The organism is Pseudomonas viridiflava, assembly GCF_900184295.1.
Taxonomy (GTDB): domain Bacteria; phylum Pseudomonadota; class Gammaproteobacteria; order Pseudomonadales; family Pseudomonadaceae; genus Aquipseudomonas; species Aquipseudomonas viridiflava.
Genome location: NZ_LT855380.1, coordinates 902,864 through 926,974, shown reverse-complemented (window position 1 = coordinate 926,974; position 24,111 = coordinate 902,864). Strand labels below are relative to the sequence as shown.

Sequence of the window (24,111 nt, the reverse complement as noted above, 5' to 3'; positions counted from 1 at the left end):
TGCCGCCCAGACCAAGCGCGCTCCTACAAAAAATTGCTTTCCTTCAGTGGTTTACAGGTTGTTTGATAAGAGGCGGTGATTGCGGGAAGCAAGCGGTGTGTCAGGTGTACAGACACAGCCACCAGCTCGCCGCGATACTTCCGGGATCAATACCCCAACGACAACCCCGTATTACGACGCGGGTCATTGGCGCCGTAGAAGCGGTTGTTGCCGACCGGTTTGCCGTCCAGCGACGGAGCGCCCACCAGAATCGCTGCCACGTGGTTCATCGGCTGTGGACCTGCAAACTTGTGGCCCCAGCTTTCGAGGATCTTCAACGTATCCGGGCTGACCGCGAAGGTGTCCAGGTTGGTCGTATCCGGCTGCCATTGCTGGTGGAAACGTGGCGCATCGACCGCTTCCTGAATGTTCATGCCGTAGTCGATCACGTTAAGCATGGTCAGCAGCGTTGCAGTGATGATGCGGCTGCCGCCTGGCGTGCCGACGACCATCACGGTCTTGCCGTCCTTGGTGACAATGGTCGGGCTCATCGACGACAGCGGCGTCTTGCCCGGCGCGATGGCATTGGCTTCGCCCTGCACCAGACCGTACATGTTCGGCACGCCCGGCTTGACGGTGAAGTCGTCCATCTCGTCGTTGAGGATGACACCGGTCTTGCTGGCCATGACGCCTGCACCGAACCAGTTGTTCAGGGTGTAGGTCACCGAGACCGCGTTACCCCACTTGTCGACAATCGAGTAGTGCGTGGTGTTGCTGCCTTCATGCGGCGCGACGCCCGGCTTGATCTTGTTCGAATCACCGGCCTTGTTCGGATCAATGGCGGCACGCAGTTTGTCGGCGTAGGCAGGGTCCAGCAGGTGCTCGATGGGGTTCTTGACGAAGTCCGGGTCGCCCAGATAGCTGTTGCGGTCCACGTAGGCGTGGCGCATGGCTTCGATCTGATAGTGCGTGCCCTGCGCCGAGCGGAAGCCCAGCTCCTTCATCGGGTAGCCTTGCAGAATGTTCAGGATCTGGCAGATGACCACGCCGCCGGAGCTCGGTGGCGGCGCCGACACCACGTGATAGCCGCGGTAGTCGCATTCGATGGGCGCCAGTTCACGGGTCTTGTAATGATCGAGGTCGGCCTGGGTGATGATGCCCTTGCCCGCCTGACTGGAGTCGACCAGCGCCTTGGCGACCCAGCCTTTGTAGAAACCATCGCTGCCCTTCTCGGAGACTTCGCGCAGGGTCTTGGCCAGGTCTTTCTGGACCAGTTTCTGGCCGACCTGCAGCGGCTCGCCCTTGTTGAGGAAGATGGAACCGGAATCGGCCATGTCCGCCTTGAACACGTCGGTCGCAGTGTGCAGCATGTCGATGTCGCCCTGGCGCAGGGTGAATCCGTCTTCAGCCAGCTTGATCGCCGGCGCAATCACGTCTTCGCGCTTGCGTGTGCCGTATTTGCTCAGCGCCAGCTCCATGCCTGACACGGTGCCGGGCACGCCGACGGCCAGATGGCCCTTGGCGCTCAGGTCCGGGATGACATTGCCATCCTTGTCCAGGTACATGTTGGCGGTAGCGGCAAGCGGGGCCTTTTCGCGGAAGTCGATAAAGGTCTTGCGGCCATCGGCCAGCTGGACGGTCATGAAACCGCCGCCGCCCAGGTTACCGGCTGCGGGATACACCACCGCCAGCGCATAACCGACTGCAACCGCAGCATCGACGGCGTTACCGCCATCCTTGAGCACATCGACGCCGACGTGAGTGGCCAGGTGCTGGGCCGTCACGACCATGCCGTTCTCGGCGGCGACCGGTGCCTGTGACGCAGCGAAAGTGGGGGAATACGCAACAATCAGTGCCGTCGCAATCAGCGATCTGGCGAGGGGTTCGAACTTCATGAGCAGTCTCTTCTTCCTGAATCCGGGACGTTTGATACCCACTGCCCACATGGAGGGCGATGGCGCTGCACTACCTCCCCAAGGCATACCTGCATCCTTGCGGTGGTCGAACCCGATCAAGGTAGCGGGTCCTGACGTGTTTACCTAGTGCAAAAGACCAAACGCATGTCAGCCAGCGCCCGCGCTGTGAATGGGATAAGATCGCGCCCACCAATGAGAATCATCCACAAATCCTCTCCAGCCCGTGCCGCAGGAACATCATGATGTGCGCGTCAACTTCATCTCGCCCGGCCCCACGTGTTCTGGTGGTGGATGATCATCGCAAGATCCGCGACCCGCTCGCGGTGTACCTGCGACGTCATCTGTTTGAGGTGCGCACGGCCGAAGACGCGGCGGGCATGTGGCAACTGCTCAAGCAGCAGAGCTTCGACGTGGTGGTGCTGGACGTGATGCTGCCGGACGGCGACGGCTTTGATCTGTGCAACCGCCTGCATCGGCGCGAGAACATTCCGGTGATTCTGCTCACCGCTCGAGACACTCCGGCCGACCGGGTGCGCGGCCTGGACATCGGCGCAGACGATTACATCACCAAGCCTTTCGAGCCTCGCGAGCTGGTCGCGCGGATCAACAGCGTGCTGCGCAGATGCGGACCGGCGCGCCCTGAAACTACAGTCGTTACACCCGACGAAACCGCCACGCTGCATCGGCACTACGCGTTTGCAGGCCTGCGCTTTGCCGCCAGCACCGGGACGCTGGTACGACGTGACGGCTCGACTGTCAGGCTCAGTACCGTGGAGAGCCGCTTGCTGGGCGTGCTGCTCAACCACCCCAACATCATTCTCGGCCGCCAACGCCTGATCGACCTGACGGCGCGGCCCGGCAACGAAGTCTACGACCGCGCCATTGACCGGCAGATCAGCCGCCTGCGTCGCAAGCTCGACGACAATCCGCTCGAACCCGAGCTGCTGCGCACCATCTGGGGCGACGGTTATCTGCTGGCCGCTGACGTGACTGTGCTCGACGCATGAAGTGGGTGAAATGCCTGTGGCCGAAACGCATGACCCAGCAACTGGGCGTGTTGTTGCTGCTTGCGCTGCTGGCGTCCAATGCCATCGCCATGCTGTACCTGCAACGCACCGGCGCCTTGATTCACCCGTTGTCACGCACGCTGGCCATTGAACGGCTGATCACTGCGTACCTCGCCGCCCAGGGTCTGTCCGCCGATGATGCATCGCGCCTGTTGAGCGCCATGCAGACGCCGGACTCGGAGCTGTGGGTGTCCCGATATCCCATCGCCAATACGCTGGACATGCGCGCCGAAGAACATCGGCTGGTCGCAGACCTGAGAAAGCGCCTGACCCTGCCCGACGAAACCACCATCGGCATGCAGCTTGAACGCATCAGCGGCGGTCCCGCCCGTGCGCACGTGTTCGTCGCGGCCGGTTGGGCACCCTTGCGGTTGCGCACCAGCATCGACCTGCTCAACGGCTCGCAGTTGAACGCCATCCAGCATCCGGCCGGGGGTTATGAATGGGGTCGTATGCTCGCCTATACGCTGCCGGTGACCACCATTCCCGTGCTGTTGATCGTGGTGTTCTTCATGCGTCGGATCGTGCAGCCGATCAAAAGTCTGGCCCAGGCGACCGAGCGTGTCAGTCGGGGCGAATGGATACCGCCGCTGCCCATGACCGGCCCGCAGGAAGCCCGCGACCTGACCATCGCATTCAACGTGATGCAGGAGCGCATCGCCCGGCATGTCGAAGGCCGCACGCGCATGCTCGCTGCCATCAGTCATGACCTGAACACGCCGATCACCGAATTGCGCCTGCAGATGGAATTGCTTGAGGAAGGACCCGAGCGCGACGACATGCTGGAAAGCCTCGACGAGCTGCGGGCGATGGTGCGCGAAACCCTGAACTTCGTGCGCGGCGATGCGGTGCAGGAAGCGATGGTCGACATTTCGCTGACCGGCCTTCTGGATGACCTGGCCAAACGTTACACCAGCATGGGCCAGCCGATTCGCTGGGACGGTCAGGATGAGATCCGGTTTCGTTGCAGACCGCTGGCGCTCAAGCGTGCGCTGACCAACCTGATCGACAACGCCCTCAAACATGCGGGCGATGCCAGGGTCAGCGTGTGGACCGAGCCCGATGGGCACATTCGTCTGGAGGTTCTGGACCATGGACCGGGTATCGAACAGGCCTGGCTGACGCACGTGTTCGAACCGTTCGTGCAGCTGAGTCAGAATGGCGCCGACACTGCACAGGGCGGCGGACTGGGCCTGGGACTGGCCATCGCCCGCTCCTGCATTCAGGCCCACGGCGGCGAACTCACCTTGGAAAACCGCCCGCCCGCCGGGCTGTGCGCTGTCGTGAGATTGCCCGAAGGCTGATCACCGTGCAGGGGACGCAGAGCTTAATGCGCTCGGCTCATCGATTCCGCAATCTGTGCCATTTGTGACGCGGAGCGTCACGGGAGGCATGCCCACGCGGAGCGCTCATCGTTATACATAAGTCGCGATGATCATCTGGTGCGGGTACGATTTCGGCAGTGGGAGCGGACTTGTCCGCGAAAACTGGTACATCCGACGAAGATGCAGCGTCTGAAACGCAGTATTCGCGGACAAGTCCGCTCCCACTTTCAGATACCGCATTCCTCCAGGTCGATTTGTGTATAACGATGAGCGCGGAGCGTGGGCATGATCAGTGCTTGATGATGACGCGACACTATTCCCGACATCAGAAACGTACCGTCGTACTCGCCCACAGTGTCCGACCGTAATTCACCGTGCCGTACGTTTCGTCATCCAGACGCTTGTCGGTGATGTTGTACAGCGCAGCATTGAACGACACGTTTTTGGTCAGTTCATACGAGCCGCCCAGATCTGCCGTGGTGTAGGCAGGCGACGGTTCGTCGTTGACGGTGTTGCCGTATTCCTTGCCGTAGTAGTTGGTCGCCGTCCACAGCTGTGTGCGGTCGTTGACGTTCCATTCAGCGCGCAGGTTGGCCTTGCGTTCAGGCGTCAGGGCCAGCGGCGCACCGGCATTGGCACCGCTTTTCTGTTCCGAATCGGTGTAGGTGTAATTGCCCTTGAGCGCCACGTCCGGGGTGATGTCCCAACGACCGTTCAGCTCGATGCCCTTGATCACCGCCTTGTCGACGTTGACGCGGTCCATCACGATGAAGCCGTTCCAGCGCTCTGTCGTGGTGACGGTCGAGAGCTTGTCCTGGAAATCGTTGTAGAACACCGTTGCACCGGCCGACAGGTCATTGCGGTTGGACCACAACGCCGACAGCTCGTAGTTGGTGCTGGTCTCGGGCTTGAGGTCCGGGTTACCGAACATCACGAACGTGTTGCGGCGCAGGTACGAATAACCCGGCACCACGGCGCGCACTTCAGGGGCCTTGAAACCACGGGCCACGCCGCCCTTGAAGGTCCAGTCGTCAGTCGCGCGCCACACGCCATAAATGCGCGGACTGAAATGCACGCCGTATTCTTCGTGATGGTCCATGCGCAGGCCGGTGGTCAGCGCGAACGTGTCAGTCACCGACCACTCGTTCTCGGCAAACAGTGCTTTCTGTACCACTGAGAACTCATAATCCTTGCGGTCACCCAGGCCCTGATTCCAGTCCGTTACGGTGGTGTCGTTCCACTGCAGGCCGGTGGTGGTGATATTGCGTTCGGTCGGCATCACCAGCTTGGCATCCAGCACGGTGTTCTCGACCGTCGGCTTGCGGCCGAGCACGTCGGTCTGGGCTGCGCTGGCCTTGCCTTCACGGCTGGACTTCTCGTGCGCCAGCGATACATCCGACGTCGCCCAGCCCCAGCGACCCTGGTGAGAAATCGACCAGTGATCGCGATTGTTTTCCTGCTCGCGCGTCGCCCAGTTGGCGCTCAGGCCATCGCCGTTCTTCAGGCGCGTCGCACCGGCTTCCAACAGGATGTCGTGGTCAACCGTCGGAGTGATCGACAGCCGCGCGGTCATATCGCGATGGTCAGCCTTGCTGAAGCCGTTGGTCTGCTCAATGTCATCGTCCGCCTGACGATCCAGATAACGTCCCCAGACCTGCAGACCCAGCAGGTCGGCCTTGAGCGGGCCACCGAGGAAGAATTGTGTCTGTCGCGCATTGCCCTGATCGCTGTGCTGTCGCGCCGAATAATCGTAGGTGATCGAACCGCCCCACTCGGGCGTGACCTTACGCGTGATGATGTTGATCACCCCGCCAATCGCGTCCGAGCCATACAGCGATGACATCGGCCCGCGCACAACTTCGATGCGCTCAATGGCTTCGGCGGGCGGGATGAAGCTCTGTTCGTAACCACTGTTGCCGTTGACCCTCGATTCACGGGCGCTCTGGCGTTTGCCGTCGACCAGAATCAGCGTGTAGTCGGCGGGCATGCCGCGAATGGAGATGTCGGTTTCGTTCGCCCCGCCATTGACGGTCACACCCTCGACATCGCGTACGGCATCGGTCAGGTCGCGGAACGAGCGCTTGCGCAGCTCGTCACCGGTAATGACCGTCATCGAGGCCGGTGCATCCTCCAGGTTCTGCTCGAAACCGGCGGCGGTCACCACCACGTCTTCGAGGGACAGCACATTCGCCGACTCGATGACCGGCTCGGCCGCGTAAACCTGACCCGATGCCAGACAGGCCAGAGCGACATTGACCATCACAGCCACAGGCCGCAAACGAAGAGGAGAATGCATGAAGCTTCCTTACGATTCACAAGTAAAAGAGAATCGTATGCATCTGCATTCAGGAAGGTTGGACAAGATGTGACAAGTCCCTCAGCTCTTCCTGCGATACCCCTCAATGATCGCCGAGAAGTCTTTCCCGCCCTCGCCCCGCAAACTCATGGACTGATACAGCTGATGCGCCACCGCACCGAGAACCACCGGCTGCTGCACCGACCTCGCCGCCTCGGTTGCCAGCCCCAGGTCCTTGAGCATAAGTTCGGCCCCGAAGCCGCCGGTGTACCCTCGCGATGCCGGAGCGGTTTCGACCACGCCCGGCCAAGGGTTGTAGGCTTCCGAACTCCAGCAACGGCCAGTCGAGGTGTTGATGATATTGGCCAGCACCTGCGTATCGATGCCCAGCGCATTGCCCAGCGCCATCGATTCCGACACACCGATCATCGAAATCGCCAGCAGCATGTTGTTGCAGATCTTGGCGATCTGACCGGTTCCGACTTCACCGCAATGCACGATGTTTCGGCCCATCTGTTCCAGCACTGGCTTGAGCGTTGCAAAGTGCTCGGGCGAGCCACCCACCATGAACGTCAGCGTGCCCGCCTGCGCGCCACCCGTGCCGCCCGAAACCGGCGCGTCACCGAGCACGACGCCTTGCTGCGCAGCGACAGCGGCAATGTCACGGATGGTCTGCGGATCGATGGTGCTGCAATCAACCGCAGGCGTACCGGGGGCGATGCCTTTCAGCACGCCGTCATCGTTCAGGTACACACTGCGCACATGGGTTGCTGCTGGCAGCATGGTGATGACCAGTGCGCTGCCCTCGGCCGCCTGCCTGGGCGAATCGCTGATCTGCGCGCCCAGTTCGGCAAATTCGGCCAGTACGGCCTTGTTCAGATCAAACAGCTGCAGCGAGTGCCCGGCCTTGATCAGATTGCGGGCCATGGGTGCGCCCATGTTGCCCAGACCGATGAATGCGATGTTCATTGTTATTCTCCTTCGCGGAACTGCCTGGGCTCAGCGCAGATTGATCGTGGTGTTCACGCCGTCATTCACGCTGTCGTCATCGAACCAGCGGCTGGTGACGGTCTTGGTCTGGGTGTAGAACTGCACCACCTGTTTGCCGTACGGCCCCAGATCACCCAGCTTGGAACCCCGTGAACCGGTGAAGCTGAAAAACGGCACCGGGACCGGAATCGGGATGTTGATGCCTACCTGGCCGACGTCGATTTCACTCTGAAACTTGCGCGCCGCCGCACCGCTCTGGGTGAACAGGCCGGTGCCATTACCGAAGGGATTGGCGTTCACCAATGCGATGGCTTCATCCAGGGTATTCACCTCGATCACCACCAGCACTGGGCCGAAGATTTCCTGGGTGTAGATCTGCATGTCGGTGCTGACGCCGGAAAAAAGCGTCGGTCCGACGAAGTTGCCACCCTCATAGCCCGGTACCGAAATGTCCCGGCCGTCCAGCTCCAGCGTCGCGCCCTCACGTACGCCGCTTTCGATCAGATCGACGATGCGCTGCCGGGCACGGCGGGAGATAACGGGACCGATGTCGGTACCCGGCTCATGACCAGCATTGACCTTGAGCTTCTGCGCCAGCGCCTTGAGGTCCGGCAGCCACTGTTTCGAGGCGCCGACCAGCACCACCACCGAGGTCGCCATGCAACGCTGCCCGGCCGCACCAAAACCTGCGCCCACCAGCGCATTGAGGGTCTGCTCGCGGTTGGCGTCGGGCAGCACCACCGCGTGGTTCTTGGCCCCCATCATCGCCTGCACGCGCTTGCCATGCCGACCTGCGAGGTCATACACATGGGTGCCAACGGCCGTCGAGCCGACGAAGGAAATGGCCTTGATGTCCGGATGCGTGCAGATCGCGTCAACGACCTCCTTGCCGCCGTGCACCACGTTGAGCACACCGGCCGGAATGCCCGCCTCGACCGCCAGTTCGACGAGCAGCATGGTCGACAGCGGATCCTGCTCGGAAGGCTTGAGCACGAAGGTGTTGCCGCAGGCGATGGCCATCGGGAACATCCACAACGGGATCATCGCAGGAAAGTTGAACGGCGTGATCCCGGCACAGACGCCAATGGGCTGGCGTAGCGTGTAGGTATCGACACCACTGGCCACGTTTTCGGCAAATTCGCCCATCTGCAGCGTGCCGATCGAACAGGCATGCTCGACGACTTCCAGGCCACGAAAGATATCGCCCTCGGCATCGGCGAGCGTCTTGCCCTGCTCGGCACTGAGCACCGCTGCGATACGTTTGGAGTGCTCGCGGATCAGCGCCTGCAACCTGAGCATGATGCGCATGCGGGCACCGATCGGCGTTTCCCGCCAGGTGCGATACGCCTTGTGCGCGGCAGCAACGGCTGCGTTCACTTCAGTCGCCGTGGCGAACGGCACTTGTGCGAGCACTTCTTGCGTCGCCGGGTTGACGATGTCCTGCCACTCGTTGCTTTGCGAATCGACCCATTCGCCGTCGATCAGCAGTTTCACGCGAGCTACGGCCGTATTGTTCTTGTTCAGTGAGGCGTTCATTTCAACCGTTCTCCCTTCAGGCACACCGGACCTGCCGGGCACTCGATGCCCAGCCGTCACGGTTTCCCTGACAGCGTTGTTGTTGGATGGTCAGAGGGCGTGCTTTGGAGTATAGGTGTGCAAACTTCTAACAAGAACGCACATAAAAGCAGGCTCAACATGCAAAAAAACATCACATCCCTGGGGCTGTTGAACTGGGATGACCTGAAGTTTTTCCTTGAAGTGGCACGCACCCGCAAAGTCAGCAGCGCCGCAAAACGTCTGGCGGTGGACTACACCACCGTGTCGCGACGCATCACCTCGCTGGAAAACTCGCTCGGCACACTGCTGTTCGAAAAGTCCCGCAACAACGGCTTCATCATGACCGCCGAAGGTCAGCGCCTGCTGGGTTACGCCGAGTCCATCGAAAGCACGCTGCACCTGGCCTGCGAACAGGTGTCCGGCTCAAGCGTGGCGCTGTCCGGGCACATCCGCATCGGCTGCACCGAAGGCTTCGGCAGCTTCTTCATCACGCCGCAACTGAGCCACTTCCTCGACGCCTACCCCAGCATCTCGGTCGACATCCTGCCGCTGCCGCACTTCATCAGCCTGTCCAAACGCGAAGCCGACATCGTCATCGCCCTCGAGCGCCCCGAACACGGGCCATACGTGTGCTGCAAACTCTGCGACTACAGCCTGCGCCTGTACGCCACGCAGGACTATCTGGACAACCACCCGCCGATCCAGCGCAAGGAAGACCTGAGCCAGCACCCGTTCATCAGCTACGTCGACGACCTGGCCTTCAGCTCCGAACTGCTCTACCTCAGCAACCTGCTGCCCAACGCCCAGGCGCAACTGCGCAGCACCAGCGTCATCGCCCAATACACCGCCGCCCTGCAAGGCCGCGCCCTGGCAATCCTGCCGTGCTTTCTGGCGTCGCAGGATCCACGGCTGGTGCCGGTGCTGGAGGATGAAGTAGAGATCGTTCGGCAGTTCTGGATGTACTGCCGAGAGGACTTGCGCAAGTTGAAGCGGATTACGGTGTTGTGGGATTACGTACGGGAAGTGACGGAGATGAATCGGGACGTGTTATTGGGCAAAACGCAGGGGCTCCGGTTTGCAGACCAAGCCTCCAAAGGCAGCAACAAATAAGGCAGGACGCAGCGTGTGCAACCGGTTTTAAACTGCCATTCAGATTTGCCGTCAGCCCAATCATGATTAGGACTCGTCCTACTGACTCATCCATTCGCTCGCGGTAGCCTGCCGCGAGTCAGCTGAAGCCTGGCTTTATGTCCCAAGGAACGAAAGACGCAAGGATGATTCATGATTTCTTCTGCCCGGCTGGGTGACAAACACCTCTGCCCCATGCCCGGTCACGGCATAACACCTGTTGCCTCGGCATCAAGTGACGTCAATATCAATTTTATGGGCTCCGCCCGTGTCGGTGATACCTGCGGGTGCGGCGCGGTACTTACTGCTGGGTTTCCTTCCATTCTGGTGAATGGTCGTCCTATGGCTCACCTGGGAAGCCCTACCAGTCACGGCGGGACAATCATCACGGGCTCAATCGACGTCGGTGGTGGATTCGTCACGGTGGACGCTGGCGGTGCAACGATCATTGACTTCATGGCGCTGGGGGCCTTCCGGCCAGATGGCTCTTTGGACGATGAAAAGATGGCGACCTTGTTGGCTGATCCCAAGCTCAAGGAAAAAGCCTTGGCGGCGGATGCTTTGATTGATGACGAGGCAGCCAGTAAGGAGCCGGAGACGAAACCTGAGCCAAAAGTGGAACCTGCCGCCTGCAAAGATCCAGATAGGATGGAAGAGTTGGCGACCTACATTGCTGGCGAGATCAACACCAACATCAACAGCCCGGAAGTTCGGCAGATGAGAGAACTCAATAGCTTCGATGCTGCCGCAAAGATGAAGGAGTATGAGGCGCTTCCATTTTACTTGCGCCTTGGTCCCGGCCCGGATTTCTACAGCATGGCGGCCGGTATGCAAGTAAAGGCGTTTGCCATCTGGACAGAACGAGTGGGTCAAAATCGCCCGTGGGATCACAAGCCGATCATTCGTCGAACAATGGGTGGTGTCTGGCACAAACAAGGTCAGTACGATTATTTTTATGACATCTGGTCCAACGTCCATTACGGATATGTAGGCATGGCCGGGGGGCTTTCCGAAAGCGTCCTCTCGGATGGGGCAGGAGCCGAGCAGATAATTTCAGACGCCGGCCGGAAGGTCGAGGAGGTTTTTACAAAGCCCAAGGCTCAGTGGGAGCTACCCGGTCCGAACCGCTCCGGTGATGTCGAGGGTCTGAGAGCCTGGGATGATGCTCCCGACCGAATATCCATTAGTATTGGGGTGAAGCTCTATCAACAACATCCCAACGGAGGCATCACGGCCAGGATGATCATGGACGAAGTGCTTGCAGTACCGCCCCAGGCATGGGGTAAAGGGGTCCAAATACATGTCTGTCAATAAACCCAGGATCCGGTATGGCCGCTGGATAATTCTTCTGTTCTTCATCCTTCCTGTGGCTTTTTGGTATTTTGCTTCCCCGGTCGTAGCGGTCAACTTCTCTCCGAATAGCAAGGAAGAGTTTCGATACGTTTGGAACACTCAGGACAGAATCCACAGGGGTGATATCAGGCACGGCGGTTCAGCCGTTGAGTTCAGCCACATATTCCCTGATGAGGACTTCTTCATGATGTTCGATTGGTGGACTGACAAGGGTTTCAAGCGGTGCATCGACATCACACCTGAATGGGGAAGTACGATAGACATCTATCTGGATGATAGCGGCAGGATCGACACAGCCGAAACGGCGCCCGACGTAATTGCTCGTCTGAAACAGTGTTCTGGGAGACCAGACCCTTTCCGCCCATAAGACAAAATGGGAACCTCCAGATTGTCGTAATGAGTTATCGAGTTCGTCATCAGGACATAAGGCAACGCCGTTTCAAAGCATAAAGTTGATCCTGAAAACGTTCTGCTCCGGGTCCAGCAGCACGGCCTGATACCAGTTGTAATACGTCAGATACGGTGCCTTTATCAATATGGCGCCCAGATCTACCGCCAGCGGCACCAGCCGGTCCACTTCGGTCTGTTCCGACACATCAATGTTGAGCAGGAACTTGCATCCGGTGCTGCCTGCGAACTCGTTGAGGCCCAGCAGCTCATACGCATCAAGCGCATTGAAGCCAATGCTGGACTTGCCTGTGTCCAGTCCGCGGAAGATCGGCGATCTGATTGCTTCGATTTCGGGGAAGCCGAACAGGTCCGAGTAGAAGGTGCTCAGGCGAATGATGTCCTGGGCGAACACGTTGACGTAAGACAGTGAGTTCATGTCAGGCCACCTTACTGCCGCCAAAGGTGGTCTGTTTGACGAACTTGGACAGCAAGTGATCGCCCGATGTGACCGGCGCATGCCGAGGCGTGGCGCCAGACGGCAGGCAGCCAGGCAGACACTCGATCAAGGTGTCGTAGTTGGGCTGATGGAAGAACACCAGCGACTGACGCCGGTTGTCGTGCTCGCTGGTCATCGGCGGGTTGACCACTCGATGCAGCGTGGAAATCCACTGGTCGTTGGTCCACTGCATCATCAGGTCGCCAATGTTGACGACAAAACCATTCTCGACATACGGCACATCGACCCACTCGCCTTTTTTATTGCGCACTTGCAGACCGCCCAGTGCGTTGTCGGGACGAACGATGGTCAGGCTGCCGTAGTCGGTATGCGCGCTGGCGCGTAATTGCCCTGCCTCGACTTCAGTCTTGATGTCCGGGTAACTGAGGCTGCGGAACATGCTGATATGCCGGTCAATCCTGTCGTCGAAAAAGCGCTCGTCCAGTTCCAGTGCCAGGGCAAACAGGCGCATCAATGATTGAGCCAGTTCACTCATGGCGTCGAAGTAGGCTTGATAAGCCTCTTTGAATCCAGGCAGCAGTTCTTGCGAAGGCCAAACGTTGGGGGCGAAGTGCGAACCCGCTTCGCCGTTGTGGTAGTAATCCTCATCCGGCACGTTGCTCGGCCCGATGGAAAAAGACTCCTTGAGGTCGCCCGGTGCACTTTCTTCCAGCGAATACGACAGGCTCTCCTCGGCAATCGCGCTGTAACCACGCACCATCTCCGGGCTGGGTCGGTCAACCTTGCGCTTTTCGGCCAATGGCAAATCGAAGAACTGCCGGGTCAGACGCGAGACCCTGTCTATCAGCTCGCCGGGAATCTGGTGTTCGGTGATCACCAGAAAACCTATGTCCTTGCACGCCTGATTGACTGCCTGCGCCACGGCTGCCTTGCCGTCCGGTTCTCCTGAAAAATACGGGGCCAGGTTAACGATGGGCACATAGTGCAGAGTCATGTGGCTGATTCCTCTCGCTGACAGGTTTCGGAAAAGGCTCGCCTTCAGGGGTGAAGGTCAACGAGGCGAGAGCAGAAACCATGCCACTGGAGAAATTCATAACGCATACAAAACGTTAGCTTTTCATGCACTCGGACCGGATCAAATGGTCTGAAACGGAGTGCATGGTTTGAAGGCGCAATAACGAAAAACGGGCCAGAATTGAGCACGCTCTTGTCTACGCTCTCTAAGTACTTTCGATACGCTGAATGACGTCGGCAGTCGTGGTGACTTCACCGAACTCATAGGCAATCGTCGTCAGCGATATGCGCTGAACCTCTTCAGCCGAAACAGCTCCGAACCCGACGTCCGGGTAGTCCATCGCAGCATTCGCGTCGCTCAGGGCGATGACCTTGTACTCGCGATGCACGCCGTCCCTGATGGTGGTTTCGCAACACACATTGGTGACCGTGCCGCAGACGATGAGCGTGTCCACATCCCGCGCACGCAGCACGGTGTCCAGGTCGGTGTTGTGGAAACCGCTGTAGAACAGCTTGTCGATAATCACATCACCCGATTGAGGCGCGAGCGCTTCGATAACCTCAACGTCCGGGTCATGCCGCGCAAGGATCTGATCCACGTTGGGGTATAAATCACGCATACGTCCGGTGTCCGAACCATCACCGCGCACGATGTGGCGCAGATAAACCACCATCACCCCACCCGCGCGTGCGGCCTCCAGCAGCCGCTGGATGGGCTGGACAATGTAAGCTGTATTTTTTACGTACAGCGCACCTGTGGGCTCACAAAAGACCTTTTGCATGTCGACGACGATGACCGCCGTTCTGCGTGGGTTGATCGACCACTGAACCAGAGGTTTGCTCATTGGATTCATCTCGGTTGAGCCTGACTGGCTGGAGAGACTTACCTAGCAATAAGCGTGCTGTCGGGCGTGAGTCGTGATGAACGACACGTAGAGACCGCCGTCGCGCTACGTCGAAGACGTGGTGGCGCCTCCTACAAAAAAGCGTGCATCCCGCAGGTTCGGCGCTACACCACGAGCCAGCATCAAAGCCCCAACATCAATCCGCTCAGCCGCTTCACCTTGCGCCGCAGCGCTTCTTCGAACACGCCCTGGCGTGGCTCTATCAGGCTGAACCAGTGTTTGGCGCGGGTGATGCCGGTGTAGATCAGTTCCTTGGTCAGCACCGGGTTCAGGGCTTCCGGGAGAATCAGCGCGGTGTGGGCGAATTCGGAGCCCTGGGATTTGTGGACGGTCATGGCGTAGACGGTTTCGACTTCGTTGAGTCGGCTCGGCAGGACGAAACGCACGCCGCCGCTGCCATCGTTGCGCGGGAACGCCACGCGCAGGACCTGTTTGTCTTCGCCTTCACGTTCCGGCAGGCGAAGGGTGATGCCGATGTCGCCGTTCATCAGGCCAAGGCCGTAGTCATTGTGGGTCATGAGTACGGGGCGACCTTCGTACCACTGCTGCTCGCTTTCGATCAGGTTGGCGTTGAACAGCGCGTGAGTAATGCGCTGGTTCAACCCCTCAACGCCCCACGGACCTTTGCGGACCGCGCAGAGCAGTTGAAACGAATCGAAGGCTTCCAGAACGGAGCGTGCCCACAGCGTCCAGCATGGGTCGTCGAGGGTCGAACCTTGTGCCGGGCGTTCATTGGCCAACACGTTCAGGTAATGCCGATAGCCTTGCGGTCCCTGCTCACCTTTGCCGAGACCGTCGAGCACAAGGCGTTCGAACTTGAGGTCCTGCTCGCCTTTCAGCGCCAGTGCGAAAACGTCACTGTGACTGCCTGCCGCCAGCAGCGCCCGCGCCTGTTGGTCCTGTTGTTGGTTGACCAGTCGCGCCAATTTCCCGATGCCGCTGCCCTGCCCGAAACGGCGCGAGTGACGCAGCATCACCACTTGTTGCGCCAGCGGGTGCTGGTGCGCATCGCCCTGGCGCAGACCGCCCTTGTCCAATTGCTCGCCGCTGACAGCTTCCAGCCAGGCCTGGGTTTCAGGGCTGTAGAAACCTTCTTCAGCGTCGCGACACAGGTCGCCGAGCACAGCGCCCGCTTCAACAGAGGCCAACTGATCCTTGTCGCCCAGCAGGACCATGCGCGCATGTGGCGGCAAGGCGTCAAGCAGGTTGGCCATCATTTCCAGGTCGATCATCGATGCTTCATCGACCACCAGCACGTCCAGCGGCAGCGGGTTGCCTGCGTGATGACGGAAGTGCCGCGTACCGGGACGACTGCCCAGCAAGCGGTGAACCGTGGTGACTTCGGCCGGAATCTTCTGCCGCACCTCGGCGCTGACATCCAGACTCTGCACCTGTTGGCTGATGGATTCGGTGAGTCGCGCAGCGGCCTTGCCGGTCGGTGCCGCGAGACGAATGCGCAGCGGCTGGCCGCTCTGCACCGCAGGCGCTTGCAGTAGCGCGAGCAGGCGCACCACGGTCGTAGTTTTACCGGTGCCGGGTCCGCCGGTGATGATGCTGAACGCCCGACGTGTGGCCAGTGCGCAGGCCAGTTTCTGCCAGTCGATGACTGCATCCGGCGCAGGGTTGGCCGCGCCGAACAAGGTGTCGAGACGCTGCGCCAGATCTGACGGCGGCGCTTCGTCCTGCGCCAGACGCTGACGCAATGCCGCCGCGATCCGACGCTCGTAAGTCCAGTAGCGGCGCAGGTACAGGCGTCGATCCGACAGCACCAAGGGCTTCTGCAGCGCCTCGACGCTGGAGTCTCCTGCCCGAGCCACCAGAGTGCTGTCCGCCAGCGCCTGGCACCACGCAGCACCGTCCAGCGACGCCAGCAACTGCGAAGGCAACAGCATCGGTGCGCTTTGCAGGTCGCCTTCCGGCGGCAGTGACAGGGCGAAATCGGGTTCTTTCAGCGTTTCGTAAAGGTCGAGACACACGTGGCCGTGCCCCAGTTGATGGCTGGTCAGCGCGGCCGCGACCAGCACCAGCGGATCGGCCTGGGGATCGAGGTCACTGAGGAACGCCACGAAGGCGCGGTCCAGTGCGCGCAACCAGCCACGCTCGACCCAGCGTTCCAGCAGGATCAGCAGATCCTGAACACGGGTCAGCGGGCTCAGGTCCGCGAGGCTGACGTCATTCAGCGCCGTGGGCAACAGTTCTTCGAACGAGCGAGTCATGCGAAGGCTCCTGACAGTTCCTGCGGTAACGGTTTGCCCTGAAACAGCAGGTCCAGGCTTTCGATCAGCTCGCGCGGCGGCCGGGTAAAATAAGCGCCCTGAGTGGACGCATGCGCGCCGCGCAGGAACAGGTACAGCGCGCCGCCCATGTGCTGGTCATAGTCGTAATCGACCAGCCGCGCCTTGAGCTGTCGGTGCAAGGCCAGCAGGTAGAGCACGTATTGCAGGTCATAGCGGTTGTCGAGAATCGAGGCTTCCATCGCCAGCTCGGTGTAAGCAGTCTCGTCCGCCCCCAGCCAATTGGACTTGTAGTCAGCCACGTAATAGCGCCCTTCATGCTCGAACGTCAGGTCGATGAAGCCTTTGAACATGCCGTTGAGCGAGACGGTTTCGGTGGCAGCGCGTGGCGCGTTGTCGTGAGTGAAACGGCGCACGAGGGCATCCATCTGCCTGACGTCGACCTGATTGCTGGCGAACCAGAACTCCATCTCGACGCGATATTGATTAGGTTGATCCAGTTCGCCCAACGCCACCGGCATGGCATACGGCGACAGGCGCATCGGCATGTTCAGCACATGCTGCAGCCAGTCACGCAGGGTGTTGATCCAGCCTTCCCAGCCGCGACGGTTACAACGTCGGGCGACGGCATCTTCAAGTCTTTCAGGGTCGTTGGCGGTCTGCGCAAAACCCTCGTTGCCCGCCCATTCCAACAGACCGTGCAGAAAGGTGCCGGGGTTAGGGCCGCGAGGAAAGCGATGGATGTCACCGCCGCTGGCCGGCACGTCGCGAGGCGCTTCGGGGTCCAGACGTTCGTCATCGAACAGTTTCTGCGCCTGTGGGCTGTCCGGAGACTGGTCGGCACCGGCGGTGATCGTGTCGCCGATGCGCAACGCGCTGTACGAGGCGATCCACCAGTTTTCGGCAGCACGCCGTTTGGGCACCAGCGGCTTGAGCAGCGAAGCTTCATTGCGCGGCGCGCTGAAGCTGTCTGTGGTCGGCTCGGGCACCGGCTGCAGCGCAATGGCCTCGCAGCCCGCATGCAGATCCCGCAGCCAGACTTTCAGGTCAGCCGACTCGCCAAGCACCGCACCGCCGCCCAGCAGATAGCCCAGCGCCGAACGGTGCAGCATCGAGCTGTTGGCGTTGCCGCGTTTGAGGTCGGCGACGCCCAGCCAGCAGGCGTGTTCCGAACGGGTCAGGGCGACGTAGAGCAGACGCAGGTCTTCGGCCAGGCGCTCGTCGTCCGACTGCTGAATCAACGCTTCGGTGGGCTGCAGACTGATCTGCGCGTTGCCCTCGGCATCATGAAATTGCAGCGGCAGGCGGCTGCCATCCACTGGCTTGGAAGAACAGATGAACGGCAGGAACACCAGCGGATACTGCAAGCCCTTGGACTTGTGAATGGTCACAACCTTGACCAGTTGCTCGTCGCTTTCCAGCCGCAGTATCTGCTCTTCACCCGCCTGACCGGACAGCGCCAGATGATCGCCAAGGTGACGAATCAGGGCCTGTTCGCCATCGAGTTCGGCTGCGGCCTGTTGCAGCAGTTCGGACAGGTGCAAAATATTGGTCAGCACACGCTCGCCGTCAGTTCGCGTCATGAGGGTCTGTGGCAAGGCGAAGTCATGCAGCAGGCGACGCAGCATCGGCAGCACGCCCTGGGTGCGCCAGATGGCGCGATAGCCACGGAACTGCATGACCCGCCGCTCCCAGGCCAGTTCGTCCTGATTCAGGCGTTCCAGCTCGGCCAGCGGCAGGTCGAGGGTGATGCAGGCCAGCGCAGCCCGCAGCGTGCGCTCCGAATCGGGCTCGGCACAGGCCTTGAGCCACGACAGCAGATCGTGGGCCTCCTGCGCGGCGAACACCGAGTCCTTGTCCGACAGATAAACGCTGCGCACGCCCCGCGCCGAAAGCTCATTGCGCACGGCCTGTGCTTCCTTACCGTCACGCACCAGAATCGCAATGTCGGCGGGACGCAGGCCACGCAGCACCTTGTCTGGCGCGGCGAACCCGGCGCGACCTTGCTGACCGGCATTGAGCAGTCGCACGATTTCACTCGCGCAACTGGCCGCCAGTTGTTGGCGATAAGTGACGCCGGATACCGGTTGATCGCTTTCCAGATGCCAGACCGTCAATGCCGCGAGCGATGCGCCGTCCACCTGCAGCGTCTCCTTGCGGCCTTGGGCCAGTGCTCTGGAGAACGGCACGGGATTATTTTCGCCTTCCCGAAACAGAAACGCCCCGCGTCCTTCCGGACGCAACTCGGCGCGTTCGAACACATGGTTGACCGACGCGACCATCGCATGGCTGGAGCGGTAGTTGGTGTCCAGCGTGTGCCAGCGGCCCGACGTCGCCTGACGCGCACGCAGGTAGGTGTAGATATCGGCTCCCCGGAACGCGTAGATCGCCTGCTTGGGGTCGCCAATCAGAAACAGGCCGGTCTGCTCGTCGTTGTCTTCGAGACGATAGATGCTCTCGAAGATGCGGTACTGCACCGGGTCGGTGTCTTGGAATTCGTCAATCAGTGCGACGGGAAACTGTTCGCGGATCAGGGTCGCCAGCCGCTCGCCGCCTGCGCTGTGCAAGGCGCTGTCGAGCCGGAGCAGCATGTCGTCGAAGCCCATTTCCGCGCGGCGACGCTTCTCTTCTTCAAAACGCGCGCTGACCCACTGCGCAGCGTGTTGCAACACGGCGGCGTCAGGCTTCGGCAGGCCATCGAGCGCCGCCTTGAGTTCGAGCATTGCCTCGAAGGCCGGGTGCGAAGGCGCATCGCTTTTCCATGCCTCGGCGATACCGTCGGGCGTCAGTCGGGTGAAACCGGTGCCCAGGTCCAGCGCCTCCACCGCTTCGTCAGCGGCCCAGTCGGCCAGTTTTTCGAACCAGGGCCTGAAGTAGCGCTCCTGCATCTTGCGGCCGTCGACAATCTTGCGGGCCACGCCGTCCATACAGATCGCCTGCAGTTCAGCGGTCCAGACGGTCCAGGGTGCCTTCAGCGCGGCCAGCGCTTTGCGACGCTCCAAAAGGGACGCGGCAATCAACTCGGCAGGCTCTTGAGTGCCGATGTTGCGCTCACGTCCGAACAGGCCGCGCACGCGGGGCAACAGCGCCGCAGGACCGCTCCAATTCTCGCGCACCCAGGTCAGCGCGTCGCCGCTCATGGGGTAGCAGAACCGACGCCAGTAGTCGCGCAGCACTTCGCCGAGCAGATCGCTGTGATCGGTTTCCAGGGTCTGGGTGAACAGACTGCCACTGTCGAAGGCGTGCTCGCGCAACATGCGCTGACACCAACTGTGGATCGTCGAGACCGCAGCCTCGTCCATCCACTGTGCGGCGATGTCCAGGCGGTTGGCGCAACTCGGCCAGAGCTCGGCGCTGAATTGCTCACGCAGCTCGGCAATCAGATCATCGGGCGCGTCGATTTCGTCACGGAAGAATCGCGCAGCCTCGGCGAGTCGGGTACGAATCCGGTCGCGCAATTCTTTGGTCGCGGCGTCGGTAAAGGTCACCACCAGTATTTGTGGCGGCAGCAGTTCGCGGCCGAAGCCTGAGGATTCGTCACCGTGCCCCAGCACCAGGCGCAGGTACAGCGCCGAGATGGTGAAGGTCTTGCCGGTGCCGGCGCTGGCTTCGATCAGTTGACTGCCGCGCAACGGGAAACGCAGGGCCAGGGGAAGCGTCATGTCGGTCATGCACTGGCCTCCGGGCTGGAGAGCGATTGCCACGAGGCGTCGTAGATCGGCTTGTACAGCGTTTCGCACCAGCCGACGAATTCTTCGCTGTCCATCAAGGCATCGAAGTCCGGGTACTGGCGGGCCAGCGCCGTGCTTTCCCGGCGCTCGCCATCGGTGGTCTGGCCGTCGCCTTCATAGGCTTTACGAGCGACGGCCTCGGCCTTGTCCAAGGGTTGTCCCAGCCAGGCGAATGCAGTTTTCACGGCCACCGGCAACGGTTGCTGCATACCGCGCAGCCAGGCCATCAACAGGTGATTGAGGGTTATGACAGCGGCATCCTTTTCCAGTGGAGCCAGCATCAGGGTTTCATCGCTGGCCACCAGTGCGGTGCTCAATGGCAGCTCACAGGCACACGCCACCAGATGATTGACCCACGGCCGGATCAGCCGATGCCACTTGCGGGTTTTCTTCGAGCCGATGCTGTTGGGAATCGCCGTGACCAGCAACAACTCGCCTCGCGCATTGCGGTGCAGTCCGCCCAGCCAGCCGTCGATGCTCACACCGCCATGGCTGAAGCTGATTGGCAGCGCACTGCTTAGCGGCTCGGGCCATAGCGTCAACAGCTCCTGATAACGCCTGAGTACATCGGGCAGCGGCTCGATCAACTCCTGCTGCATGCAGGTGCCGAAACCTGCCAGTGGCAGCAGACCGCTGGCCTGCAACTTGAGCGCTTGTGCCTGGAGGGCGTTGTCGATGTCGTCAGGCTGCGCCATGGCGGCGTTGAGCAGACTGTCGCTGAGTCCGTAACGCTCTAGCGCGTCGAGCACGAAGGGTTCTTCATCGGCCAGCGGGGCTTCGGCCACTTCGAAGTAGATCTTCAGACGTTGACTGAAAAAGTGCTTCACGGGGTTGCGCAGAAAGTCCTGCAGTTGGGCAATGGTCAACGGCTCTTCCTGCTCATGAGGAGTTAGCCCCGGTGATACAGGCATCTCGAGCCCCGTCTCGTGCAGCAATCGCCATTCGCGGGCGAAGCTGAAGTAGCCGGTGCCTTCATGAAAATAATGGGCGCTGAAAGGTTGCAACGGATGTTCCAGCGTCAACGCTTTCAGCAGCCGTTCTCCCTCATCGAGCTTGCCGGTTGTATCTGGCTCACCGGCCAGCTTCCAGCCGCTGGCCAGATGATCACGCAGTTGACCGATCAGCACCGATGCGGGCCGATCACTGTTGTCACGAATGCTACGGCCGACCCAACTGATGTAAAGCTGATCCCTAGCGGATAGCAGCGCCTCCAGCAGGAGATAGCGGTCGTCTTCACGTCGCGAACGGTCGCCGGGGCGGTAGTCACTGCCCATCAGGTCGAAGTCCAGCGGCGGCTGGGCACGCGGGTAATCACCATCGTTCATGCCCAGCAGGCAGACCACTTTGAACGGAATCGCGCGCATGGGCATCAGCGTGCAGAAGTTGACCGAGCCTGCCAGAAAGCGCTGGGACAGCCGACCCTGGTCGAGCCCGGCCAGCCAGGCTTCGCGAACGACCGTCAAAGGCAGCTCGTCTATGAGGCCGACGGTTTCGCAGGTCTCCAGCCAGTTCTCGCGCAGGGTTTCGAGTTGGGCGAGCAGATAATCGTCGTGCTCGCTGTCGGCGGCAAAGAAGAGTTGCAGGACAGCTTGCAGACGAGCCCCCCATTGCGTCGGGGTGGCCGGTTTCGAGAGTTCGCCATGAGCGGCCTCCAGCGCATCGATCAGGGCCACCAGCGGGCCGATCAACGCGGCGTCCAGCCCTCCGATTTCATCGTAAGGCTCGATACCTTCGTAGGCAGCACCGGCACCGACTGCATAGCCGAGCAACATGCGGCGCAGGCCGAAGTGCCAGCTGTTCTGCTCCAGCGCATCCGGCAAACCCAGCCCTGCACGTTGAGGTGCGTTCAGCCCCCAGCGGATGCCTGCGCCTTCGATCCAGCGATGCAGGGTCGGCAGGTCACGCTCCTGAATCCGGAAGCGCGCGCGCAGCGCCGGGACGTCGAGCAGGTCAAGAATTTCGCTGACCGGAAAGCGGCTGTCGGGCAGTTTCAGCAGGTGTTCAACAGCGATCAGCAAAGGCTCGCGGCCACGTTGCCCCTGGTCTGCCAGCGTGAAAGGAATGAAGCGACGATCATCGCGCTCTATCTGGCCGAAGACAGCGCGAATGTGCGGCGCGTAGCTGTCGATGTCCGGAACCATGACGATCACATCACGCGGACGCAACTCGGGATCACGACTGAAACGGGCCAGGAGCTGATCATGCAGCACTTCGACTTCCCGTTGCGCGCTGTGGGCGACATGAAAGCGGATGGAGCGATCCTTCAAAGCGTCTACGGCGGGCCAGAGCTCCCGCGTTTCATCCAGAGGACGCAGCTCAAGGATGTCATCCTGCAACTGATTGAGTATGTTCCTGGGTTCGCTTTCGCTGAACAGGTCGATGCGCTCGTCCTTGAACGAGGCACGATAGCTACGCGGGTCGTCATGGCTGTCGAGCAGATTGATGTAGTCGCGACCCTGCTTGCCCCATGCTGCGAGCAAGGGATGCGCGTGCTGGTGGAGGGCCTCGGGGTCGAGCACCATCGGCATGCCGGTCTTACGAGCCTGACGCTTGTACTGATGACGCAACAGGTCCTTATCGGCAACGATATCGGCCCAGTGATGGCGGCATGGGTTGTGGACGCAGAGCAGAACCTGACTGAAACGGGCCAGTCCGGCGAGCGCTTCGAGCGCCTGCGCGGGCAGTGACGAAATACCGAATACGATGACACGTGCTGGCAGTCCGGCGGGGGCTTCAGTCAGCGTGCTGATGCGCTCGATGAAACGCTGATGCACGCCTGCACGGCTTTGCGCCATGCCTTCTGCCCCGACGTCATGCAGCAGTGCTCGCCACAACTCCGCCTGCCAGCAGTTGGAAGCGGTCAGCGGCTTGGGCTCACCTCTCACGTTGCGCAACTGATGACGTCCGGCTGCCCAGTCTTCCAGCCAGTCGGCGCGATACACCTGATATTGGTCAAATAAGTCAGACAGACGCTCAGACAATTGATAGCGCTTGCGCAGATCAGTGTCGGTCGTGAGAAAGCGCTGCAAGGGTTCGAAGTGAGGCTGATTGATGAGCTCGGGCAGCAGGCGCATGAGGCGCCAGGTCAGCGGGCCTTTGTCGAGCAGGGAAGTCTCGGGGATTTCATCTCGACCCAAGACTGTCCGGTAGAGCTTCCACATGAAACTGCCGGGTAACTGGACGTCGATGGCAGCGGCGATGCCGCATCCGCCGAGATCTTCGTCCTGAGCATCTTCGGCCAGAGCCAGCTTCAGCCACTGGGCGATGCCGTTGCTCTGTACCAGCGCAATCTCGTTCTCCAGTGGTGCCAGCGGATAACGCCTCATCCAGGAAACAACCAGACTGCGCAGCTCATCCAGGCGGTTGCCATGAACCACCATGAAACCAGCGCTCAGCGAGGTTGTAACGGGCATGCTTGCTTCCTTGACGATAACGAGTGAAACCTGAGGCCAAACCATAAGGGCAAGCGCACTGGATTGCCACACACAAGTTGAACGCAGAGATGGCTGGCGAGCGTCGTGGGACTTTTGCAGACGCCACAAAGACAAAACCCCTCACCGCGTAAGCGATGAGGGGTTCTGGAATTTAATCTTGACGATGACCTACTCTCACATGGGGAAACCCCACACTACCATCGGCGATGCATCGTTTCACTGCTGAGTTCGGGATGGGATCAGGTGGTTCCAATGCTCTATGGTCGTCAAGAAATTCGGGTACCGAAGCGTGCCAAGCGGCGCGATTCAGCAAAATGGGTATGTGATATTGGTGT

Annotated in this window: 15 protein-coding genes and 1 rRNA gene; 5 read left to right on the top strand and 11 right to left on the bottom strand. The window is 60.7% G+C overall.

Annotation, left to right across the window (positions count from 1 at the left end; all coding sequences use genetic code 11):
* Positions 1-146: 146 nt before the first annotated feature.
* Positions 147-1,874 carry a gamma-glutamyltransferase gene (gene ggt / locus CFBP1590_RS04485; RefSeq protein WP_029243554.1) on the bottom strand — a complete coding sequence of 576 codons (1,728 nt, stop codon included), beginning with the start codon at positions 1,872-1,874 and terminating at the stop codon, positions 147-149.
* 263 nt (positions 1,875-2,137) lie between these two features.
* Here ggt and CFBP1590_RS04480 point away from each other — a divergent pair, with 263 nt between their 5' ends.
* The gene (locus CFBP1590_RS04480; protein ID WP_043305152.1) at positions 2,138-2,902 is read left to right on the top strand and encodes a response regulator transcription factor; all 765 of its coding nucleotides are present in this window, start codon (positions 2,138-2,140) and stop codon (positions 2,900-2,902) included.
* 29 nt (positions 2,903-2,931) lie between these two features.
* Positions 2,932-4,266 carry an ATP-binding protein gene (locus tag CFBP1590_RS04475; RefSeq protein ID WP_088236360.1) on the top strand — a complete coding sequence of 445 codons (1,335 nt, stop codon included), beginning with the start codon at positions 2,932-2,934 and terminating at the stop codon, positions 4,264-4,266.
* A gap of 346 nt (positions 4,267-4,612) precedes the next feature.
* Here CFBP1590_RS04475 and CFBP1590_RS04470 read toward each other — a convergent pair whose 3' ends face one another.
* The 3 genes from CFBP1590_RS04470 to CFBP1590_RS04460 form a co-directional block, all read right to left on the bottom strand.
* Positions 4,613-6,583: a TonB-dependent receptor domain-containing protein gene (locus CFBP1590_RS04470; RefSeq protein WP_088234548.1), complete on the bottom strand. Its 1,971-nt coding sequence runs from the start codon at positions 6,581-6,583 to the stop codon at positions 4,613-4,615.
* 81 nt (positions 6,584-6,664) lie between these two features.
* Positions 6,665-7,552, bottom strand: coding sequence for a 3-hydroxyisobutyrate dehydrogenase (gene mmsB / locus CFBP1590_RS04465; RefSeq protein ID WP_058432653.1), 888 nt, complete (start codon positions 7,550-7,552; stop codon positions 6,665-6,667).
* A 30-nt stretch (positions 7,553-7,582) separates the two neighbouring features.
* Positions 7,583-9,109: a CoA-acylating methylmalonate-semialdehyde dehydrogenase gene (locus tag CFBP1590_RS04460; protein ID WP_088234547.1), complete on the bottom strand. Its 1,527-nt coding sequence runs from the start codon at positions 9,107-9,109 to the stop codon at positions 7,583-7,585.
* Positions 9,110-9,268: 159 nt separating this feature from the next.
* On the opposite strand from CFBP1590_RS04460, the gene CFBP1590_RS04455 reads away from it, so the two are divergent.
* From CFBP1590_RS04455 to CFBP1590_RS04445, 3 genes are all read left to right on the top strand, one after another.
* On the top strand, positions 9,269-10,240 hold the full coding sequence (locus CFBP1590_RS04455; RefSeq protein ID WP_058432655.1) for a LysR family transcriptional regulator: 972 nt from the start codon (positions 9,269-9,271) through the stop codon (positions 10,238-10,240).
* 171 nt (positions 10,241-10,411) lie between these two features.
* On the top strand, positions 10,412-11,572 hold the full coding sequence (locus CFBP1590_RS04450; protein ID WP_088234546.1) for a polymorphic toxin type 44 domain-containing protein: 1,161 nt from the start codon (positions 10,412-10,414) through the stop codon (positions 11,570-11,572).
* Positions 11,559-11,978 carry a hypothetical protein gene (locus CFBP1590_RS04445; RefSeq protein ID WP_088234545.1) on the top strand — a complete coding sequence of 140 codons (420 nt, stop codon included), beginning with the start codon at positions 11,559-11,561 and terminating at the stop codon, positions 11,976-11,978. The genes CFBP1590_RS04450 and CFBP1590_RS04445 overlap by 14 nt, the downstream gene beginning before the upstream one ends.
* A gap of 72 nt (positions 11,979-12,050) precedes the next feature.
* On the opposite strand, the gene CFBP1590_RS04440 is transcribed toward CFBP1590_RS04445, so the two are convergent.
* The 7 genes from CFBP1590_RS04440 to rrf all read right to left on the bottom strand — a co-directional run bounded on the left by CFBP1590_RS04440 (position 12,051) and on the right by rrf (position 24,047).
* Positions 12,051-12,437 (bottom strand): VOC family protein, encoded by a 387-nt coding sequence (locus tag CFBP1590_RS04440; RefSeq protein ID WP_088234544.1) that lies wholly within the window; start codon positions 12,435-12,437, stop codon positions 12,051-12,053.
* A 1-nt stretch (position 12,438) separates the two neighbouring features.
* Complete coding sequence (locus CFBP1590_RS04435; protein WP_088234543.1) at positions 12,439-13,452, bottom strand: isopenicillin N synthase family dioxygenase; 1,014 nt, start codon at positions 13,450-13,452, stop codon at positions 12,439-12,441.
* A 226-nt stretch (positions 13,453-13,678) separates the two neighbouring features.
* The gene (locus tag CFBP1590_RS04430; protein WP_088234542.1) at positions 13,679-14,317 is read right to left on the bottom strand and encodes a cysteine hydrolase family protein; all 639 of its coding nucleotides are present in this window, start codon (positions 14,315-14,317) and stop codon (positions 13,679-13,681) included.
* 182 nt (positions 14,318-14,499) lie between these two features.
* Positions 14,500-16,593 carry an exodeoxyribonuclease V subunit alpha gene (gene recD, locus CFBP1590_RS04425; RefSeq protein WP_088234541.1) on the bottom strand — a complete coding sequence of 698 codons (2,094 nt, stop codon included), beginning with the start codon at positions 16,591-16,593 and terminating at the stop codon, positions 14,500-14,502.
* A complete protein-coding gene (gene recB, locus CFBP1590_RS04420; RefSeq protein WP_088234540.1) occupies positions 16,590-20,282 on the bottom strand; it encodes an exodeoxyribonuclease V subunit beta in 3,693 nt (1,230 codons plus the stop codon). The genes recD and recB overlap by 4 nt, the downstream gene beginning before the upstream one ends.
* Positions 20,279-23,755 (bottom strand): exodeoxyribonuclease V subunit gamma, encoded by a 3,477-nt coding sequence (recC, locus tag CFBP1590_RS04415; protein WP_088234539.1) that lies wholly within the window; start codon positions 23,753-23,755, stop codon positions 20,279-20,281. Before recC ends, recB begins: the two co-directional genes overlap by 4 nt.
* Before the next feature lie 176 nt (positions 23,756-23,931).
* Positions 23,932-24,047 (bottom strand): 5S ribosomal RNA (gene rrf / locus CFBP1590_RS04410).
* Between the last annotated feature and the right edge of the window lie 64 nt (positions 24,048-24,111).